Genomic DNA, 17,588 nt, shown 5'->3' with positions numbered 1-17,588 from the left:
TCACCATGGAAGAATCCACTCCGGAACAGAAACTGCACCTCGTACTGGGCGGCAAGGTCAAGGACCCGCGCGGCCACGAGTTCCAGGATCCCGAAAGCCTGCATGTCGTGGGCGTGTTTTCATCCTATGACGCAGCGGTCGATGCGTGGCGCGCACAGGCGCAGCGCACCGTCGACGATGCCGAGATGAAATATGTGGTGGTCCATATCCACAAGCTCCTGACCCCCGACGCCTGATCGAGCGCGCGAAGAGGCGCCCATGGCTTATGCGATCCGCCCTTTTCGCAAACACGATGCCGCTGCCCTCGCTGATTTGACGCTGGCCGCGATCCGGTCGCTGGGGGCTGAACGCTACAGCGACGAACAGGTCGCCGCCTGGGCCTCGCGCCACGGGACGGCCGATCGGTTCGTGGTGCGCGCGGCCACCGGCGATGCAATCTTCGTCGCGTCGGATGCCGATGACAGGCCGGTCGCCTATGCGCTCGTCGGGATGCGCGGCAAGGAGGTCGGGCATGTCGACATGCTCTATTGTCACCCCGATCATGCGCGCAAGGGGCTCGCCGACGAACTGCTCGCGCAGGTCGAACACCATTGCCGCGCGCACAAGGTCACCCGCCTGTTCACCGAGGCGAGCGAACTGGCCCGCGGCCCGTTCGAGCGCGCAGGTTACACGGTCACGCACCGACGCGACTTCGCGATCCCGCATGAGGGGCGCGAGGTGGCGATCCACAATTACGCGATGGAAAAACCCCTCACCTGAGAGGTTTGTCGCGGATATCTCAGATGAATTCGATCTTTTCGACGAGGTAGAACTTGTCGCCCGAAGGCACCGTTACCTCGATCTCTTCACCGACCTGCTTGCCGATCAACGCGCGCGCCAGCGGCGATGAATAGGAGATGCGGCCCTTGGCGGCATCGGCTTCGGTCTCGCCGACAATCTGATACTTGATCGGCTTGTCGTCCTCGTCGAGCAAGGTAACGGTCGCGCCGAAGACGATCCTGTCGCCCGAAAGCGTCTTGGGATCGATAATCTGCGCGCGGCTGATCTTGCCTTCGAGATCGCCGATCTGCGCCTCGACCTGGCCCTGGCGTTCCTTGGCCGCGTGATATTCGGCATTTTCCGACAGATCGCCATGCGCGCGAGCTTCCTCGATCGCATCGACAATCCGCGGGCGTTCCTCGCGCAGCGCCTTGAGGTCGGCCGTCAGGCGCTCATACCCCTCCGCCAGCATCGGAACCTTTTCCATCGTTGCCATCCTGTATCTTTCTCTCTCAAACCCCTCGATTTCACCGCGGTGACTTCACCTGTGGCCGCTCCGGACGAAGCGGCTCAATTACAGTGAAATGTCGGGGAGGATTGCGTGTTTGGTCAGCTATAATAGTCTTGCAATGAACGAACTTCAAGTTGCGTCGGCTTTATCGCTGCAATCGCCGAGGCAACCGCGCGCGATGCGGCAGCCGTGGTGTAATAAGGCACCTTCTTTTCGAGCGCGGTCGCGCGGATCGACTTGGAATCGAGCAGCGACTGCCAGCCCTCGGTGGTGTTGAAGATCAGCGCGATCTCGCCATCGATGATCTTGTCGACGATATGCGGTTGCCCCTCGGCGACCTTGTTGACGCGTTCGACCGCGATACCCTCGCCTGCAAGATAGCTTTGCGTCCCGCCGGTGGCGACGACGTGGAAGCCCGCTTCGCTCAATTGCCGGACCGCGGGAAGAATGGCCGGCTTGTCCGAACCCTTGACCGACACGAACACGGTGCCTTCGCGCGGAGGCGACATGCCCGCGCCGAGCTGCGACTTGAAGAAAGCCGCCTCGAAGCTGGAATCGATCCCCATCACTTCGCCCGTCGATTTCATTTCCGGCGTCAGCACGGGGTCCGCGCCCGGAAAACGGCTGAAGGGGAACACCGCTTCCTTGATCGCCATGTAGTCGAGATCGCGGCGGAAAGGTTCGAAAGTGGCGAGGCTTTCGCCGGCCATCACCCGCGCGGCGATCTTGGCAACCGGCTGGCCGATCGCCTTGGCGACAAAGGGCACCGTGCGGCTTGCGCGCGGATTGACCTCGATCAGATAGACCTCGCCGTCCTTGACCGCGAATTGCACGTTCATAAGCCCGCGCACGCCCAGCGCGCGCGCAAGGTCCTCGGCCTGACGCTCCATCTCGGCGATGATCTCGTCGGAGAGCGAATAGGGCGGCAGGGTGCAGGCGCTGTCGCCCGAATGGACTCCGGCCTCCTCGATATGCTGCATCACGCCTGCAATGCGCACTTCCTCGCCATCGCACAGCGCATCGACATCGCATTCGATCGCATCGCGCAGATACTGGTCAACCAGCACCGGGCTGTCGCCCGACACGTTGACCGCCGTCTTGATGTAATCGTCGAGCTGGGCCTCGGAATCGACGATCTCCATCGCCCTCCCGCCTAGCACGAAGGACGGGCGCAGCAGCACCGGATAGCCTATCCGCGCAGCCACAGCGGCGGCCTCGTCGCGGGTATAGGCAATGCCGTTATCGGGTTGCTTGAGCTTGAGCTTGTTGACCAGCTTGGCAAAGCGCTCGCGGTCCTCGGCATGATCGATCGCGTCGGGCGATGTGCCGAGGATCGGGATACCCGCATCCTCCAGCGCCTGGGCGAGTTTGAGCGGGGTCTGGCCGCCGAACTGGACGATCACGCCGACCAGCTCGCCCGATTGCTGTTCGACCCGCAGGATCTCGAGCACGTCCTCGGCTGTCAGCGGCTCGAAATAGAGCCGGTCCGAGGTGTCGTAATCGGTCGAGACGGTTTCGGGATTGCAGTTGACCATGATGGTCTCGTAGCCCTGCTCGGCAAGCGCGAAGCAGGCGTGGACGCAGCAATAGTCGAACTCGATCCCCTGACCGATCCGGTTGGGTCCGCCGCCCAGGATCACGATCTTCCTGCGATCGGAAGGCTGGGCCTCGTCCTCGGGCTCGCCGAAGCTCGGTGCCTCGTAGGTCGAATACATGTAGGGCGTCACCGCCTCGAATTCGGCGGCGCAGCTGTCGATGCGCTTGAACACCGGATAGACGCCGAGCTTGCGGCGCAGGGCGCGCACTTCCTCTTCGCTGGTCGCGCCCGCCATCGCCTGGAGCGCGTCGTGGAGCAGGCCCGAACGGCGCGCCTGGGTCTCGGCCAGCCCGCCTGCCACCCCGACAGAGCGCACCGCCAGCGTCGCGAGGCGCTTGTCCGAAAAGCCCATCGCCTTCAACCGCCGCAGCTCGGCCGCATCGCGCGGCAGGCCGTTATGCCCGATCATGCGCTCTTCGTAGATGATCGCCTCGATCTGGCGCAGGAACCACGGATCGTAGCCGGTCACCGCGTGGACCTCGTTAACGGTCATTTCCTCGCGGAAGGCCTGCGCGACCTTGAGCAGCCGGTCAGGCGTGCGGCGCGATAGCGAGGCGCGGATTACGTCGGGTGCAGCGCCTTCGAGCTCGGGAACACGGTTGAACCCGTCGAGCCCGGTTTCGAGACCGCGCAGCGCCTTCTGCACGCTTTCCTGGAAATTGCGCCCGATCGCCATGACCTCTCCGACCGATTTCATCGCGGTGGCGAGCAGCGGTTCGGCGCCCTTGAACTTCTCGAACGCAAAACGCGGGATCTTGGTGACAACGTAGTCGATCGTCGGCTCGAAACTGGCCGGCGTCGCGCCGGTGATGTCGTTGGTGATTTCATCGAGCGTGTAGCCAACCGCGAGTTTCGCCGCGACGCGCGCGATGGGAAAGCCGGTAGCCTTCGATGCGAGCGCCGAGGACCGCGAGACGCGCGGGTTCATCTCGATCACGATAAGCCGGCCATCTGCGGGATTGACCGCGAACTGCACGTTCGACCCGCCGGTCTCGACCCCGATCTCGCGCAGCACCGCGATGCTGGCCGAGCGCATGATCTGGTATTCCTTGTCGGTCAGCGTCAGCGCAGGAGCGACGGTGATCGAATCCCCGGTATGCACGCCCATCGGATCGACGTTCTCGATCGAACAGATGATGATGGCATTGTCCGCCCGGTCGCGGACCACCTCCATCTCGTATTCCTTCCACCCGAGAAGCGATTCCTCGATCAGCACCTCGGTGGTGGGCGAAGCATCGAGGCCCTCGCGCACGATCCGTTCGAATTCCTGGGTGTTGTAGGCGATGCCCCCGCCCGTCCCGCCGAGTGTGAAGCTGGGGCGGATGATCGCGGGCAAGCCCGTGCGTTCGAGCACTTCGCGCGCCTGTTCCATCGTGTTGGCGATGCCGCTGCGCGCGCTTTCGAGGCCGATCTTGTCCATCGCATCGCGGAAACGCTGGCGGTTTTCAGCCTTGTCGATCGCGTCGGCCTTGGCCCCGATCATTTCGACGCCGTGCTTCTCGAGAACGCCCATCTCGTCGAGCTTGAGCGCACAGTTGAGCGCGGTCTGCCCGCCCATGGTCGGAAGCAGCGCGTCGGGCTTCTCCTTGGCGATGATCTTCTCGACGATCTCGGGCGTGATCGGCTCGACATAGGTCGCGTCGGCGAATTCCGGGTCGGTCATGATCGTCGCCGGATTGGAGTTGACGAGGATGACGCGGTAGCCCTCCTCCTTCAGCGCCTTGATCGCCTGCGTGCCCGAATAATCGAACTCGCACGCCTGCCCGATGATGATCGGACCGGCACCGATGACGAGGATGGAGGAAATGTCAGTGCGTTTGGGCATCAGCTGTCGTTCTCGATAAGGCTGGTGTCTGGGGTGTCGGCGGTGTCGATGCCGGGTTCAGGCTCGATCGCATCGAATTGCAACGTGATCGCGGTCAATCGCATCCCCTCCAACTGGCGTTCGCAACCCGTCCGGGCGGCATCTTCGAGTGCCACCGGTTCGCCGCGCACGCGATAGAGCGATGGGTCCTGGCCGAAGAAGAATGCGCCCTTCTCGTCGACTGGCAGGCTTTCGAAATTGCTCATGGCTGTCGATGTCCGGTTGGTGGCGGCCATGCCGCGCGATCCGGCGGTTTCATCGCTTCCGGGGACGATGAGCGTTCGCAGGTCGTCGGCGCTGACCTTGGTCACGTCGAAAGTGTAGGTCGGCGTCACGAGGGCTTCACCGTCAAACGACGTGTCCTCGACCTGATCGACCAGCCAATCGCTAACCCGCTCGTGACATGCCGCGAGCGCCTCCACACCCTCGCGCGGGTCGCTGTTGTCGAACAACGAGCAAGCGGGGAGCAGGAGCGCCGACAGGATGACGAGACCGCGCATCGTCACCCCAGCCCCCCGACGAACTTCTCGAACAGGTAGAAACTGTCCTGCGGCCCCGGCGAGGCTTCCGGGTGATACTGCACCCCGAACGCCTTCTTGCCGGACACTGCGATCCCGCAATTGGTGCCGTCGAACAGGCTCACATGGGTCTGCTCGACGCCTTCGGGCAGGGTGTCGCCATCGACCGCGAAGCCGTGGTTCATGCTGGTGATTTCGACGAGGCCCTCGCTTGTCCCCCACCCTGCCCCGACGCGCTGGACCGGGTGGTTCGCGCCGCGGTGGCCCTGGTGCATTTTGGTGGTCTTCGCGCCCGCTGCCAGCGCCAGCATCTGGTGGCCGAGACAGATGCCGAACAGCGGCACGTCCGCATCGAGCAGCGCCTTGATCACCGGCACCGCATATTCGCCGGTCGCGGCCGGATCGCCCGGGCCGTTCGACAGGAACACGCCATCGGGTTTCAGCGCCATGATTTCCTCGAAGCTGCTGCGCCCGGGCACCACGGTGACCTTTGCGCCCGCTTTCACGAGGTTGCGGAAGATGTTGTCCTTCGCGCCGAAATCCATCGCCACCACATGCGGGCGCGTCGCATGGCCTTCGGTATAGCCGAAGCCCAGCTGCCAGTGCCCGCCGCGCCAGTCCTCTTGCGCGGTGCGCGAGACATTGGGGACAAGGTCGAGCCCTTCGAGCCCCGACCAGCCCTGCGCCCTGGCGATCAGCGCATCGATGTCGAAGTTTCCGCGCGGATCGTGCGCGATCACCGCATTGGGCGCGCCGTTTACCCGGATGCGGCGGGTCAGCGCGCGGGTATCGACACCCGACAGGCCGATCTTGTTGTGCGCGCGCATCCATTCGACGAACTCGTCGCGGGCGCGGAAGTTCGAGTGCGGGGTCACTTCCTCGCGCACGATGCAGCCCACCGCGCCGAGGCCGCGGCTTTCCACGTCTTCCTCGTTCGCGCCGACATTGCCGATATGCGGAAAGGTGAAGGTGACGATCTGGCTGTCATAGGAAGGATCGGTCATCACCTCCTGGTAGCCGGTCATCGCGGTGTTGAAGCAAACCTCGCCCACCGCATCTCCGGTGGCACCGAACCCCTTGCCCCAGATGACCGTTCCGTCCGCCAGAACGAGACAACCTGTCGCACCTTTGGGTTGCGCAGGACGAGAGGCAGCAGAAGCCATTCGGGCACTCCGAGAACAGGGGTTTTCCAGCAATGTCGCTAAGTCTCAGCCGCTAGACCCCGCGCACCTGCCCGTCAACCTAGTCGAAGCGGTGAGACTGCGTTAGAGCGCGCGCAAGCACCGTTTGATCCACAGGAAATGCGAAAATGATCAGAGACGACATCAAATCCGCCACCGTCGCCGCGATGAAGGCCAAGGACAAGGAACGCACAGCGACGCTCCGCCAGATCAGCGCCAAGATCAAGGACCGCGATATCGAGCTGCGCACCAGCAACAAGGACATTCCCGACGACGAACTGGTTACCGCTGTCCTTCAGAAAATGGCCAAGCAACGGCGCGAATCGATAACCATGTATGTTGACGGTGGTCGTGAAGAACTCGCCGACAATGAGCGCGCCGAACTCGCGATTATCGAGGAGTTTCTCCCGCAGATGATGAGCGAGGAAGAAACCAGGGCCGCGATCGCCGAGATCAAGGCAAGCATTGGCGCTGATTCCATTAAGGATATGGGCCGAGTGATGGCGGAACTAAAGGCGCGCCACGGCGCTGAAATGGACATGAGCAAGGCCAGCGCGCTGGTCAAAAACAGTTTCTAGGAGAAGCCCATGTACCGTCGTCTCGTGATCCTGACCTCGACCTTCGCGCTCGCCCTTGCCGCTTGTGGCGAGGCCGAGGAAGACGCCGAACTCGATATCGCCACCACCGATGGCGAGGCCGAGGCGATGACCAAGGACCTCGAGCCGGGCGATTTCGCCTTGCTCAACCCGGGTCCCAGGATCGTCGGCCCGCAGGGGCCCGAGGTGAAGACCGCGCTGTCGAACGAGGCAGGCATCCTCGCCGACATCACCTCCTATGTCACCTGCCCTGCCACCATGACCGCTTGCGACCCCGCCAATGCGCCCGACGGCACGATCTACACCTATGTCCACACCGTCTATCCGGGCGAGGACATGGACCCCGCAAGCGGCGCGGGCGACGGGCCTGACGATATCGATGTCGAGATGGCCACCGCGTTCAAGATGACCGCGCCCGCGCACGGCTTTACCGGCGCTGCCGGGTTCTCGAAGGACGAGGCGATCGCGGCGGCCGGCGAGGCGGTGCAGGTCGTTATCACCTGCGATGCCGACGGCGCGCTGATCTGGACGGTCAATGCCGGCGATGGCGGCGACCAGTGGGAGGACGGGGAACCGCTCACCTTCTACTGGCAATCCACCTTGCCGCCTGCGGGCCCTGCGCGCCATTACGAGATCCGCGCTGACGGGGTGAGCGGGATCGGTGACGGCCCCTATCCTGGTGCCGACAGCACCGCGCGCAATGCCTGTCTCGCGGTCAATGCACAGGATGCTCCACAATAGGGTGGCCGGTCCCCTTGCATGATCGCCCGCCCGCGCGCACCTAGGGAGCATGGCGATCACCGGGGCATGGAAGGACGAGCTGCGCGCGCGCATCACGCTGTCGAGTGTGATCATGCGCACCGACAAGCTCCAGCGTGCGGGACGCGAATGGAAGGCGTGCTGCCCCTTTCACGACGAGAAGACGCCGAGCTTCACCGTCAACGACCAGAAAGGCTTCTACCACTGCTTCGGCTGCGGCGCGCATGGCGACGTGATCAGCTGGATGGTCGAACAGCGCGGGTTGTCCTTCATCGACGCGATCAAGGAACTCGCCGCCGAAGCGGGGATGGAAGTCCCCGCGCCTGACCCGGTCGCTGCCAGGCGCGCCGAAAAGCGCGCCGAACTGGTCGATGTTACCACCGAGGCGCAGGACTGGTTTGCGGCAAATCTCCACCAGGAGACCGGGCGCGAGGCGCTGTCCTATCTCGAACGGCGCGGCCTCACCCCTGCGATCATCCGCGAATTCGGCTTTGGCTACGCGCCCGAGAACAAGCAGGCGCTCGCCAAGGCGTTGTCGCGGTTCGAGCCGCGCATGCTGGTCGAAAGCGGGATGCGGATCGAGGCCGATGACGGCAATTGCTACGACCGGTTCCGCGGCCGCGTCATGCTGCCGATCCACGATGCGCGCGGACGAGTGATCGCCTTTGGCGGGCGCATCCTCGAAAACCGCGACGGTCTGGCGAAATATCTCAATTCGCCCGACACGCCGCTCTTCGACAAGGGGCGCACGCTCTACAACCTTCACCGCGCCGCCCCCGCTTCGCGCCAGACTGGACGGGTGGTGGTTGTCGAGGGCTACATGGACGTGGTCGCGCTCGCCCAGGCGGGATTTGCCGATGCGGTCGCCCCGCTTGGAACCGCGCTGACCGAGATGCAGCTCGAAATGCTGTGGCGCATGGTCGATGTGCCTGTGCTGTGTTTCGATGGCGATGCGGCGGGACAGAAGGCGGCGATGCGGGCGATTTCCCGGGCGCTTCCGATGCTCGCCCCGATGCGCTCGCTCGCGATCGTCAGGCTTCCCGCTGGACTTGATCCCGACGACCTGATTGCGAGGCAAGGTGCGGCCGCAATGGAAAAGCTGCTCGCCAGCCCGGCCAGCCTGCTCGACGTGTTGTGGGAATTCGAACGCGATGCCCGCCCGCTCGACAGCCCCGAAGCCAAGGCCGGGCTTAAAGCGCGCCTGATGGAGCATGTCGATACCATTGCCGACCGCGACATCCAGTCGCTCTACCGGCGCGAATTGCTCGACCGCTTTTCCGCCTTTGCCTATCCGCCGCGCGAATCGCGCGGTCAGGCAAGGCGGGGCGGCCAATCGGGCGGGCCGTGGCGCGGCCAGAAACCCGCGCCGCGCGGCCTATCGAGCGAGGCGCGCACCGCGCTGCAACGCGCCATGTCCGGCGGCCAGCGCGCCGATTTCCTGTCCTCGGTCATTGCCGGTTTCGTGCGCCATCCGGAGGAGATCGCCACCCATGCCGAGGCTCTCACCCGGCTCGCCCGGCTCGACCCGAAAGCCGCACCTGCGATCGAATCGTTGATCGAACTGTCGGAAACGCTTGATTCGGGCGGGGTTGAGGCCATATCGGTGGCACAAGGCTATCCTGCCCCACCGGAAGACCGACGTTATGCCTTTCTTCGAGAAGGCACCCCACCCGGTGAAGCGCGCGAGGAATTGGCCGAAGCTGTGTCGCTGCTGGCCCAGAAACCGGCTCTAGAAGCCGCGATGGAGGCAACGATAGCCCGGTTCGACACCGATCCCGAGGGATCGTTTGCCGAACAGGCCCGCTTGCGCGCGCAGCTCACGACAGTTGAAGAACGCCTGAAGGCATTCGGGCGACGCAAGGCCGGGGCATCGGCCGCACAGGATTGAACCGGCGCTGCGGGGCCGGAAACGTGTTAAACTCGGCGCTTCTTCATTGCAGCGCCCGCGGAACGGATTGACGAGACTAGATGGCATCGACCGCTAAAAGCGCCGACAAGGACGACGCACCGCTTATCGACCTGAATGAAGCTTCGGTGAAGAAGCTCATGACCAAGGCGAAGAAGAAGGGCTACATCACCTATGATGAGCTCAATGCGGCGCTGCCTTCGGGCGAGATGAGCCCCGACCAGATCGAGGACATCCAGACCGCGCTTTCCGAAATGGGCGTGCAGATCGTCGAGAACGACGAGGAAGCCGAGGCCGAGGCCGAGCAGGAAGCCGAAGTCGAGGAAATGCAGGTCGAGGGCGACAAGAAGAAAGACGCCAAGACCGCAGCCAAGCCCGCCGCCAAGAAGACCGGCACCGGCGAACGCACCGATGACCCGGTGCGCATGTATCTGCGCGAAATGGGCGCGGTCGAACTGCTCAGCCGCGAAGGCGAGATCGCCATCGCCAAGCGGATCGAGGCCGGCCGCGACATGATGATCATGGGCCTTTGCGAAAGCCCGATCACCTTCCACGCGATCATCCAGTGGTCCGAGGCGCTCAACAACGAGGACATGCAGCTGCGCGAGATCCTCGATCTCGACGCCATGCTTTCCAAGGAACCTCCGCCCGACAAGATGGAGGAGGAAAACGAGGAAGACGACGGCGAGATCTCCGAGGAGACCGCCGGTCCGACCATCGTCGACGACGACGAGGAGAGCGACAGCGATTCCGAGGACGACGAAGACGGCGAGGAAGGCGGCGCCAAGAAGGAAGAAGAGGAAGAGGAGGACAACACCCTCAGCCTCGCCCAGATGGAAGCCGCGCTCAAGCCCGAGGCGATCGAGCGTTTCGCGCGCATCACCAAGCTGTTCAAGACCTTCGAGAAGCTCCAGGCCGAGCGGGTCGAGACCATTGCGGCTGGCGGCGAATTCCCGAAAGCCAAGGAAAAGAAATACGAAAAGCTCGGCGAGGAACTCACCGCCGAGGTGGAATCGATGCAATTCCACGCGACCAAGATCGAATTCCTGGTCGACAATCTCTACGCCTTCAACCGTCGCCTGACCGCGCTTGGCGGCCAGATGCTCCGCCTTGCCGAGCGCCACAAGATCAAGCGGATCGACTTCCTCAATTCCTATGTCGGCAACGAGCTCGACGATGCGTGGATCAAGGCCAACGCGAAGAAGGACAAGAAGTGGAAGGCCTTTGCCGAGAAGGAAGAGGCCGCGATCGAACGGATCCGCACCGAGATCACCGATATCGCCGCCCAGACCGGCATGGCGCTCCCCGAGTTCCGCCGCATCGTCAACATGGTCCAGAAGGGCGAGCGCGAGGCGCGTATCGCCAAGAAGGAAATGGTCGAGGCGAACCTGCGCCTGGTGATCTCCATCGCCAAGAAATACACCAATCGCGGGCTGCAATTCCTTGATCTCATTCAGGAAGGCAATATCGGCCTGATGAAGGCGGTCGACAAGTTCGAGTATCGCCGAGGCTACAAGTTCTCGACCTATGCGACCTGGTGGATCAGGCAGGCGATCACCCGCTCGATCGCTGACCAGGCGCGCACGATCCGCATCCCGGTCCACATGATCGAGACGATCAACAAGCTGGTCCGCACGAGCCGCCAGTTCCTCCACGAGGAAGGCCGCGAACCGACACCCGAAGAAATGGCAGCGCGCCTGTCGATGCCGCTCGAAAAGGTCCGCAAGGTGATGAAGATCGCCAAGGAGCCGATCAGCCTCGAGACGCCGATCGGCGACGAGGAGGATTCGCACCTGGGTGATTTCATCGAGGACAAGAACGCGATCATCCCGGTGGATGCCGCGATCCAGGCGAACCTCAAGGAAACCGTCACCCGCGTCCTCGCCTCGCTCACCCCGCGCGAGGAACGCGTGCTGCGGATGCGCTTCGGGATCGGGATGAACACCGATCACACGCTCGAGGAGGTCGGCCAGCAATTCTCGGTCACGCGCGAACGTATCCGCCAGATCGAAGCCAAGGCGCTGCGCAAGCTCAAGCACCCGAGCCGCAGCCGCAAGATGCGGAGTTTCCTCGACCAATGATCCGCACTCTGATGATCGCGCTTGGCGCATTCGCGGCAATCGCGGCCCTTCCGGGCGCGGCCATCGCACAGGACAGCATCGCACGCGACAACGACGCTTCGGCAATCGCGGCACCGAGCGAGGCCAATCTCGCCATCGCGCGGCAGATCATGGATCTCGGCTTTCCCGAGGATACGCGCGAGGAGATCTTCTTCGCGGCGATGGACCAGATGATGATCCAGATGCGCGAGGCCACCTTCCAGGCCTATGATCTCGAAGACGAAGGCGCGGTCGCGATCCTCGACGACTGGATCGCCGAATATGTCGTTGACAGCAAAGCGATTCTGCGCGCGCACATCCCCTCTCTCATCGAAGGCATGGCGCGCAGCTACGCGGTAATATTCACCCAGCGCGAGCTCGAGGACGTGCTCGCATTTGTCGCAACGCCTAGCGGCCAGCGTTATTTCGAGCTTTCGAGCGCTGTCCTGGCAGAACCCAATTTCGCCCAGGCCAACCAGGCCTATATGAACGAGACGCAGGCCCAATTGCCCGGAGCGATGCAGGACCTTGTCGGGCGCTTGCAGGAATATCTTGCCGCCCAGTCCGACCCCGCCTCGAAAGACACCTACTAGGCGGGGCGCGCGCGGCGGGCGATGCGATGACGGAGCAGATCCCAACGCCCGAAGAACGCGGCTGGATCGCCGCGGACCTGCTCGCCAATCCCCCCTCCTCGTCTCGCTCCTTTACCTCGGCAGCTATTTCACCGGTATCAGCGCGGTCGTCGGGGTGGTGCTCGCACACGTTTTCGCAGACGCGCAGGGCGAGGAATGGGAGCGCACGCAGCTCCAATATCTCATCCGCACCTTCTGGATGCTGCTCGGCTCGTGGCTGGTCCTCATCTTCGTCGGCTTCTGGATCGGCGCCAAGATCGATGCGGGAACCGGCCTGCTGGTGGCCGGCCTTTTGGCCTTTGCCTTCCTGATCCTCGCCTCGGCACGCACGATCTACGCCATGGTCCATGCCGTGCGGGAGAAACCGATGAAGCGGTCCCGGACCTGGCTGGTCTGATCGCGGCTCAAAGACCGGTCAATAGCGCCTGTTCCAGTCGTCTGACAGGCTGCGCGCCTTGAGCCGGTAAACGAGCCGGAACTGCTCGGGGATGACCGGCTCGGGAGCCGCGACGGCATCGGCAAAGCGCGCGCGCAAGCGGCGCAGCTCATCGCCCGGAATTGGCGCCCATTCAATCGTGTTGCGCGCAGTCAGGACAAAGTCGCCGGCATTGGTCACCGCTCCCGCGCGCACCTCGAAGCGGGGCGCATCGCCGCCATAGCCGCGGCTCGGGCGCGAGATTTCCTCGGCCCCGGCAATTCCCTTGAACTCGACGAGACAGCGCTCGTTTTCGGCCGGGACCTTCTCGCAGCTCACGCCGTGCGCGACGAGGCGATAAATCCCCGGGCGCAGCTGGTAGGCGCGCACCTTGAAGCCGAGCGTGTCATTGCCGAAGGACAGCATGCCCTGGCGCCGTTCGAAGCGCACTACGTCACCCGGATTGGTAATGCTCCCGCCTTCGCGCAGGAAGAACACGCCGAGCGTGTCCTCGAGATAGAGCTCGCTGCGCACCGACATGATCACCGCGCCCAGCCCGCTATCGACCGCCGAGGCTCGCGACACCCGTTCGGGCTCGGTCCCCGGGTCAGCGGCAAGCGATGTCCAGCCCGGCAAGGCGAGACAAGCGGCGAGAAGAACGGTGGCTGCGATGCGCATGTGAAAGGCGATCCGTGAAAGCTATGTTTTTGTTTGCGAGCGGCAAAATGAAACACCCGCCGCCCCTGCACAACCCCTTGCGCGCCGCGACCCCGTCCAAAATCGTTTCCCGGCGGTAGAAAAGCGCGCCAGGCGGGGTGGAGATTGCCAGCTTGCGCGCTTATGTAGCGCTGCATGCGTATAGCCATTGCTTCCGATCATGCCGCCACCGACCTCAAGGCCGAGCTTGCCGAATGGTTGATGGACGAAGGCCACGAAGTCGCCGATCTCGGCCCCGACAAGGGCGAAAGCGTCGACTATCCCGATTACGGCTACAAGCTGGCAGGCGTGATTGCCGACGGCACCGCCGATTACGGCATCGCCCTGTGCGGCAGCGGGATCGGGATCTCGATCAGCGTCAACCGCCATCCCGGACTGCGTTGCGCGCTGGTGTCCGAGCCGCTCTCCGCAGCGCTTGCGCGTGAGCACAATGACGCCAATTGCATCGCGCTCGGCGCAAGGCTCACGGGCATCGAGATGGCGAAGTCCTGCGTCGCCACCTTCCTCAACACCGATTTCGCCGATGCCGGCGACCCCGCCGGCCGCCACCAGCGCCGGGTCGCGAAGCTCGGCAACCCGCCTGTCACTCCTGACCATATCGAGACCCATCAATGAGCACCGCCGCGCCCGAGGCGATTGACACCCACAACCGGCAATCGCGCGATTTCTGGCATGCCGATCTCGCCTCTGCCGACCCCGAGGTGGCACAGGCGATTGCCAGCGAGCTCAAGCGCCAGCAGGACAAGATCGAGCTGATCGCAAGCGAGAACATCGCCTCTGCCGCCGTCCTCGAAGCGACCGGCAGCGTGTTCACCAACAAATATGCCGAGGGCTATCCGGGCAAGCGCTATTATGGCGGCTGCGACTATGCCGACGTGGTCGAAACGCTCGCGATCGAGCGCGCCAAGGAGCTGTTCGGCTGCAATTTCGCCAATGTTCAGCCCAATTCGGGCAGCCAGATGAACCAGGCGGTGTTCCTCGCCATGCTTCAGCCAGGCGACACCTTCATGGGGCTCGACCTCAATTCGGGCGGTCACCTGACCCACGGTTCGCCGGTCAACATGAGCGGCAAGTGGTTCAACCCGGTCAGCTATGGCGTGACCGAGGGCGACGAGCTGATTGACATGGACGCGGTCGCCGCGACCGCGCGCGAGCACAAGCCCAAGCTGATCATCTGCGGCGGCACCGCCTATTCGCGGGTCTGGGATTTTGCCGCATTCCGCCGGATCGCCGACGAGGTCGGGGCGATCCTGCTATGCGACATGAGCCACATTTCGGGCCTCGTGGCAGGCGGTGCGCACCCCTCGCCCTTCCCGCATTGCGACATCGTCACCACCACCACCCACAAGAGCCTTCGCGGCCCGCGTTCGGGCGTGATCCTGTGGAATGACGAAAAATACACCAAGCCATTGAACATGGCGGTGTTTCCCGGCCTCCAGGGCGGGCCGCTGATGCACGTGATCGCGGCCAAGGCGGTCGCGTTCAAGGAAGCGCTCGCGCCCGAGTTCAAGGCCTATGCCCAACAGGTCGTCGACAATGCCCGCGCGCTCGCCGCGAGCCTCGAGGAGAACGGCTTGCGGATCGTTTCGGGCGGGACGGACAACCACTCGATGCTGGTCGACCTCACTGCCAAGGACGTGACCGGCAAGGCCGCCGAGGCAGGGCTCGATCGCGCCTACCTCACCTGCAACAAGAACGGCATCCCGTTCGACACGCGCTCGCCCTTCGTCACCAGCGGCATCCGGCTCGGCACGCCCGCGGGAACGACGCGCGGTTTCGGGACGGAGGAATTCACGATCATCGGCAAGCTGATCGCCGAGGTCGTCGATGGCCTTTCGCGCAACGGGCCCGAGGGCGATGCGCAGGTCGAGGAAAGCGTGCGCCGCCGCGTTGGCGAATTGTGCGCCGACTTCCCCGTCTATCCCGGACGCTAGGCCCGCCACGACATGCGCTGTCCGTTCTGTGCCCATGACGATACGCAGGTGAAGGATTCGCGGCCGACCGAGGATTCGACCACGATCCGCCGGCGCCGCCAGTGTTCCTCGTGCGGGGCGCGCTTCACCACCTTCGAACGCGTGCAATTGCGCGAGGTGACGATCGTCAAGTCGGGCGATCGCAAGGAAGGATTCGACCGCACCAAGCTCGAGCAATCGGTCGCGCTCGCCTGCCGCAAGCGCGGGGTGAGCGACGAACGGATCGACCAGCTGATCTCCGGGATCCAGCGCCAGGTCGAAACCGCGGGCGAACCCGAAGTGCCCTCCTCGCGCATCGGCGAGATGGTGATGGACGGGCTCAAGCAGATCGACCCGGTCGCCTATATCCGCTTCGCATCGGTCTATCGCGATTTTTCCGAAGCGCGCGATTTCGAGGAATTTGCCAGCACCGTCGCCGAAGCGGCGGAGGATTGAGCGCGCGCGTCATGGCCCAGCCCAACAAGCCGATCATCGTCTTGGTGCGCCCGCAACTGGGCGAGAATATCGGCAAGGCCGCGCGTGCCATGCTCAATTTCGGGCTGACCGAAATGCGCATCGTCAATCCACGCGACGGCTGGCCCAACCCTTCGGCAGGCCCGGCAGCGGCGGGCGCGGACATCGTGCTCGACCAGGCGAAGATATACGGCTCGACCGCCGAAGCGGTAGCCGATTGCGAGCATGTCTATGCCACCACGGTGCGCAAGCGCGGGGTGGTGAAGCCGGTGGTCGGCGCCGATGGCGCGGCGCGGCTCGTCCATTCGCAGCCCGGGCGCCACGCCGTGCTGTTCGGCCGCGAGGCATCGGGGCTGGAAACCGAGGACGTCGCGCTCGCCCGACACATCCTGACCGTCCCGATCAATCCCGAATTCGGTTCGCTCAACCTTGCCCAGGCGGTGATCCTCGTCGCCTATGAATGGGCGCGGATCGGGCGCGAAGAAGCGGTCAGCGACCTCGTCCAGCCCACTGCCGAAGGCGAAACGCTCCCGCCTGCCCCGCAGGAAGAGCTCGAAGGGCTGATCGGGCACCTCGCCGAAATGCTCGAGCCGCGCGGCTATTTCCTGCCCGAATCGCGGCGCGAGGCGACCATGCGGACCTTGCGCTCGGTGCTTACTAGACCCGGCTGGAATCACCTCGAAGTGCGCACCCTGCGCGGCATCTTGAGCACGCTTCAACGGGAAAAGCGCGAGGCCGAGTGACGTTTACGTAAGCGGCGTGGACAAGCGCATGACCATCCGGTAAGGCCGACCAGACTTCACCCTCATATCAGCGAGATAATCCATGAAATTCACCCTCCCGCTCGCCGCGGCCGCCGCTTCGCTCGCACTTGCCGGCACCGCGATTGCCGGTGAACCGGCCCAACAGGCCGACGCGCAGGCCAGCGAACAGTCGACCAGCGAGAGCGGTGAAAACGAGGCCGCGATCGAGATCCCGGCGATCACCGCCCCTTCGAGCGAGGAAACCGAGGAGCGTGCCGAGGAAAAGCGCATCTGCCGCCGCGTCCGCCTCGACATGTCGAGCCGCCGCGCCACGCGCGTGTGCAAGACCCGCGACGAATGGCGCGAGTTCAACCAGCGCCGCTGATTGGTCACGGTTCATCCCGGGGCAAGCATCACGCTGCAACTCCTTGATCTTCATAAGGGAGAGTTTGGATGTCATTGATGCTTGCCGCCGCCACGCTTCCGTTGGTTCCTATCGCTGCCGGGGATGAACGATTGGATCGCCGCAGCACTTTCGTGTCCGCGAATGCCGAGATCGAGCTGGTCGAAAGCGAGGATCGCGTTCTCTGCCTCGACCGGGTTCGGGCATCCAGCATCTGCCTTACCGAGAGCGAATGGCGTGAAGCGATTGCATTGGCCGCTTCGCAACCCGAACGCCGCCGCGCACCACAGGCTTTCTTCCCGCAGCGCGATTACCATGCATTCGGCTCGCAGCAGGACCGCTTCGGGCTTGCCAGCTCGCCCTCGACCATGCGGGCGCGATAAGGCAGCCGGAGAACACCCAAAACGCTTGACTTGAGCGGCTGCCGCGCTATTTGCGCGCCTTCGCAATTTGGCCCCGCAC

Annotated in this window: 19 protein-coding genes; 13 read left to right on the top strand and 6 right to left on the bottom strand. The window is 64.0% G+C overall.

The window, feature by feature from the left end; translation table 11 throughout:
* Positions 1 to 5 precede the first annotated feature (5 nt).
* Positions 6 to 236 (top strand): DUF4170 domain-containing protein, encoded by a 231-nt coding sequence (locus tag ACKTSM_RS08250; RefSeq protein ID WP_407874179.1) that lies wholly within the window; start codon positions 6 to 8, stop codon positions 234 to 236.
* A gap of 22 nt (positions 237 to 258) precedes the next feature.
* On the top strand, positions 259 to 759 hold the full coding sequence (locus ACKTSM_RS08245) for a GNAT family N-acetyltransferase (protein ID WP_407874178.1): 501 nt from the start codon (positions 259 to 261) through the stop codon (positions 757 to 759).
* A gap of 19 nt (positions 760 to 778) precedes the next feature.
* On the opposite strand, the gene greA is transcribed toward ACKTSM_RS08245, so the two are convergent.
* The 4 genes from greA to carA form a co-directional block, all read right to left on the bottom strand.
* Entirely contained in the window at positions 779 to 1,255 is a 477-nt protein-coding gene (gene greA / locus ACKTSM_RS08240) for a transcription elongation factor GreA (RefSeq protein ID WP_407874177.1), read from the bottom strand.
* A 113-nt stretch (positions 1,256 to 1,368) separates the two neighbouring features.
* Entirely contained in the window at positions 1,369 to 4,692 is a 3,324-nt protein-coding gene (gene carB / locus ACKTSM_RS08235; RefSeq protein ID WP_407874176.1) for a carbamoyl-phosphate synthase large subunit, read from the bottom strand.
* On the bottom strand, positions 4,692 to 5,231 hold the full coding sequence (locus ACKTSM_RS08230) for a hypothetical protein (RefSeq protein ID WP_407874175.1): 540 nt from the start codon (positions 5,229 to 5,231) through the stop codon (positions 4,692 to 4,694). The genes carB and ACKTSM_RS08230 overlap by 1 nt, the downstream gene beginning before the upstream one ends.
* Before the next feature lie 2 nt (positions 5,232 to 5,233).
* Complete coding sequence (carA, locus tag ACKTSM_RS08225; RefSeq protein ID WP_407874174.1) at positions 5,234 to 6,412, bottom strand: glutamine-hydrolyzing carbamoyl-phosphate synthase small subunit; 1,179 nt, start codon at positions 6,410 to 6,412, stop codon at positions 5,234 to 5,236.
* Positions 6,413 to 6,558: 146 nt separating this feature from the next.
* Here carA and ACKTSM_RS08220 point away from each other — a divergent pair, with 146 nt between their 5' ends.
* From ACKTSM_RS08220 to ACKTSM_RS08195, 6 genes are all read left to right on the top strand, one after another.
* A complete protein-coding gene (locus tag ACKTSM_RS08220; protein WP_407874173.1) occupies positions 6,559 to 7,008 on the top strand; it encodes a GatB/YqeY domain-containing protein in 450 nt (149 codons plus the stop codon).
* Positions 7,009 to 7,017: 9 nt separating this feature from the next.
* Entirely contained in the window at positions 7,018 to 7,767 is a 750-nt protein-coding gene (locus ACKTSM_RS08215; protein ID WP_407874172.1) for a hypothetical protein, read from the top strand.
* Between the two features lie 49 nt (positions 7,768 to 7,816).
* Positions 7,817 to 9,673: a DNA primase gene (gene dnaG, locus ACKTSM_RS08210; protein ID WP_407874171.1), complete on the top strand. Its 1,857-nt coding sequence runs from the start codon at positions 7,817 to 7,819 to the stop codon at positions 9,671 to 9,673.
* Positions 9,674 to 9,753: 80 nt separating this feature from the next.
* A complete protein-coding gene (gene rpoD, locus ACKTSM_RS08205; RefSeq protein ID WP_407874170.1) occupies positions 9,754 to 11,772 on the top strand; it encodes an RNA polymerase sigma factor RpoD in 2,019 nt (672 codons plus the stop codon).
* A complete protein-coding gene (locus tag ACKTSM_RS08200) occupies positions 11,769 to 12,383 on the top strand; it encodes a DUF2059 domain-containing protein (protein ID WP_407874169.1) in 615 nt (204 codons plus the stop codon). Before rpoD ends, ACKTSM_RS08200 begins: the two co-directional genes overlap by 4 nt.
* A gap of 154 nt (positions 12,384 to 12,537) precedes the next feature.
* Entirely contained in the window at positions 12,538 to 12,819 is a 282-nt protein-coding gene (locus ACKTSM_RS08195; RefSeq protein WP_407874168.1) for a hypothetical protein, read from the top strand.
* 18 nt (positions 12,820 to 12,837) lie between these two features.
* On the opposite strand, the gene ACKTSM_RS08190 is transcribed toward ACKTSM_RS08195, so the two are convergent.
* Positions 12,838 to 13,515, bottom strand: coding sequence for a hypothetical protein (locus ACKTSM_RS08190; RefSeq protein WP_407874167.1), 678 nt, complete (start codon positions 13,513 to 13,515; stop codon positions 12,838 to 12,840).
* A gap of 174 nt (positions 13,516 to 13,689) precedes the next feature.
* Here ACKTSM_RS08190 and rpiB point away from each other — a divergent pair, with 174 nt between their 5' ends.
* From rpiB to ACKTSM_RS08165, 5 genes are all read left to right on the top strand, one after another.
* Complete coding sequence (gene rpiB, locus ACKTSM_RS08185; RefSeq protein WP_407874166.1) at positions 13,690 to 14,169, top strand: ribose 5-phosphate isomerase B; 480 nt, start codon at positions 13,690 to 13,692, stop codon at positions 14,167 to 14,169.
* Entirely contained in the window at positions 14,166 to 15,488 is a 1,323-nt protein-coding gene (gene glyA / locus ACKTSM_RS08180) for a serine hydroxymethyltransferase (protein ID WP_407874165.1), read from the top strand. The genes rpiB and glyA overlap by 4 nt, the downstream gene beginning before the upstream one ends.
* A 12-nt stretch (positions 15,489 to 15,500) precedes the next feature.
* A complete protein-coding gene (gene nrdR, locus ACKTSM_RS08175) occupies positions 15,501 to 15,962 on the top strand; it encodes a transcriptional regulator NrdR (RefSeq protein WP_407874164.1) in 462 nt (153 codons plus the stop codon).
* Positions 15,963 to 15,973: 11 nt separating this feature from the next.
* Positions 15,974 to 16,723 (top strand): RNA methyltransferase, encoded by a 750-nt coding sequence (locus ACKTSM_RS08170; protein WP_407874163.1) that lies wholly within the window; start codon positions 15,974 to 15,976, stop codon positions 16,721 to 16,723.
* An 82-nt stretch (positions 16,724 to 16,805) separates the two neighbouring features.
* Complete coding sequence (locus ACKTSM_RS08165; protein WP_407874162.1) at positions 16,806 to 17,108, top strand: hypothetical protein; 303 nt, start codon at positions 16,806 to 16,808, stop codon at positions 17,106 to 17,108.
* A gap of 71 nt (positions 17,109 to 17,179) precedes the next feature.
* On the opposite strand, the gene ACKTSM_RS08160 is transcribed toward ACKTSM_RS08165, so the two are convergent.
* Positions 17,180 to 17,443: a hypothetical protein gene (locus ACKTSM_RS08160; RefSeq protein WP_407874161.1), complete on the bottom strand. Its 264-nt coding sequence runs from the start codon at positions 17,441 to 17,443 to the stop codon at positions 17,180 to 17,182.
* Positions 17,444 to 17,588: the final 145 nt, after the last annotated feature.

The organism is Qipengyuania nanhaisediminis (assembly GCF_045862805.1).
In the GTDB taxonomy this organism is placed as follows: domain Bacteria; phylum Pseudomonadota; class Alphaproteobacteria; order Sphingomonadales; family Sphingomonadaceae; genus Erythrobacter; species Erythrobacter nanhaisediminis_A.
The sequence above is the reverse complement of the archived record's forward strand: the minus strand, read 5'-3'. Positions and strand labels throughout refer to the sequence as shown.

Coding starts and splice junctions, on each gene's coding strand:
- ACKTSM_RS08250 (WP_407874179.1), top strand. CDS start 6: ATGGAAGAATCCACTCCGGAACAGAAACTGCACCTCGTACTGGGCGGC.
- ACKTSM_RS08245 (WP_407874178.1), top strand. CDS start 259: ATGGCTTATGCGATCCGCCCTTTTCGCAAACACGATGCCGCTGCCCTC.
- greA (WP_407874177.1), bottom strand. CDS start 1,255: ATGGCAACGATGGAAAAGGTTCCGATGCTGGCGGAGGGGTATGAGCGC.
- carB (WP_407874176.1), bottom strand. CDS start 4,692: ATGCCCAAACGCACTGACATTTCCTCCATCCTCGTCATCGGTGCCGGT.
- ACKTSM_RS08230 (WP_407874175.1), bottom strand. CDS start 5,231: ATGCGCGGTCTCGTCATCCTGTCGGCGCTCCTGCTCCCCGCTTGCTCG.
- carA (WP_407874174.1), bottom strand. CDS start 6,412: ATGGCTTCTGCTGCCTCTCGTCCTGCGCAACCCAAAGGTGCGACAGGT.
- ACKTSM_RS08220 (WP_407874173.1), top strand. CDS start 6,559: ATGATCAGAGACGACATCAAATCCGCCACCGTCGCCGCGATGAAGGCC.
- ACKTSM_RS08215 (WP_407874172.1), top strand. CDS start 7,018: ATGTACCGTCGTCTCGTGATCCTGACCTCGACCTTCGCGCTCGCCCTT.
- dnaG (WP_407874171.1), top strand. CDS start 7,817: ATGGCGATCACCGGGGCATGGAAGGACGAGCTGCGCGCGCGCATCACG.
- rpoD (WP_407874170.1), top strand. CDS start 9,754: ATGGCATCGACCGCTAAAAGCGCCGACAAGGACGACGCACCGCTTATC.
- ACKTSM_RS08200 (WP_407874169.1), top strand. CDS start 11,769: ATGATCCGCACTCTGATGATCGCGCTTGGCGCATTCGCGGCAATCGCG.
- ACKTSM_RS08190 (WP_407874167.1), bottom strand. CDS start 13,515: ATGCGCATCGCAGCCACCGTTCTTCTCGCCGCTTGTCTCGCCTTGCCG.
- rpiB (WP_407874166.1), top strand. CDS start 13,690: ATGCGTATAGCCATTGCTTCCGATCATGCCGCCACCGACCTCAAGGCC.
- glyA (WP_407874165.1), top strand. CDS start 14,166: ATGAGCACCGCCGCGCCCGAGGCGATTGACACCCACAACCGGCAATCG.
- nrdR (WP_407874164.1), top strand. CDS start 15,501: ATGCGCTGTCCGTTCTGTGCCCATGACGATACGCAGGTGAAGGATTCG.
- ACKTSM_RS08170 (WP_407874163.1), top strand. CDS start 15,974: ATGGCCCAGCCCAACAAGCCGATCATCGTCTTGGTGCGCCCGCAACTG.
- ACKTSM_RS08165 (WP_407874162.1), top strand. CDS start 16,806: ATGAAATTCACCCTCCCGCTCGCCGCGGCCGCCGCTTCGCTCGCACTT.
- ACKTSM_RS08160 (WP_407874161.1), bottom strand. CDS start 17,443: ATGGTAATCGCGCTGCGGGAAGAAAGCCTGTGGTGCGCGGCGGCGTTC.